Here is a 544-nt window from a genome sequence, read left to right as displayed (position 1 = left end):
CGTTAACACCATGTGAAAAATATACACTCATTGAACAAACGATTCGTCGCTTCAACTTTCCACGCATGGTGCGTTATGTTTGCGATCTAGCTGGTGTAAGTCGAAGTGGTTATTATGCTTGGCTTCGTAAGCTAGACATACACATTGAAAAAGAAGCAAGTGATGAGAAGGATTATGAATTGATTCAAGAAATCTTCAACCGTAAAAAGAAAAAATGTGGTGCACGATTCATCAAAATGACGTTAGAAAACACAAAGGGAATTACAATGAATCTAAAGCGTATTTTTCGGGTTATGCGTAAATACAATCTTGTGACAAAGATTCGTCGTGCGAATCCATACAAACAAATCGCAAAAGCGACGCAAGAACACAAAACTTGTCCGAACTTATTACAACGTCAATTCAACCAAGAAGAGCCGGAAAAAAGTATGTTAACGGATATTACCTATTTATTTTATGGAAAAGGGAAGAAAGCTTATTTATCTTGCGTAAAAGATAGTACGACACGAGAGATTTTAGCTTATCATGTTTCCCCTTCTTTACA

General features: G+C 36.4%; 1 protein-coding gene. It reads left to right on the top strand.

Translation table 11 applies throughout. The features are described from left to right. On the top strand, positions 1–544 hold a 544-nt coding region (locus JDS96_RS30640; protein ID WP_199669112.1), incomplete at both ends, for an IS3 family transposase.

The organism is Bacillus cereus group sp. N21, from assembly GCF_016483395.1.
Lineage (GTDB): Bacteria > Bacillota > Bacilli > Bacillales > Bacillaceae_G > Bacillus_A > Bacillus_A pseudomycoides.
The sequence above is the reverse complement of the archived record's forward strand: the minus strand, read 5'-3'. Positions and strand labels throughout refer to the sequence as shown.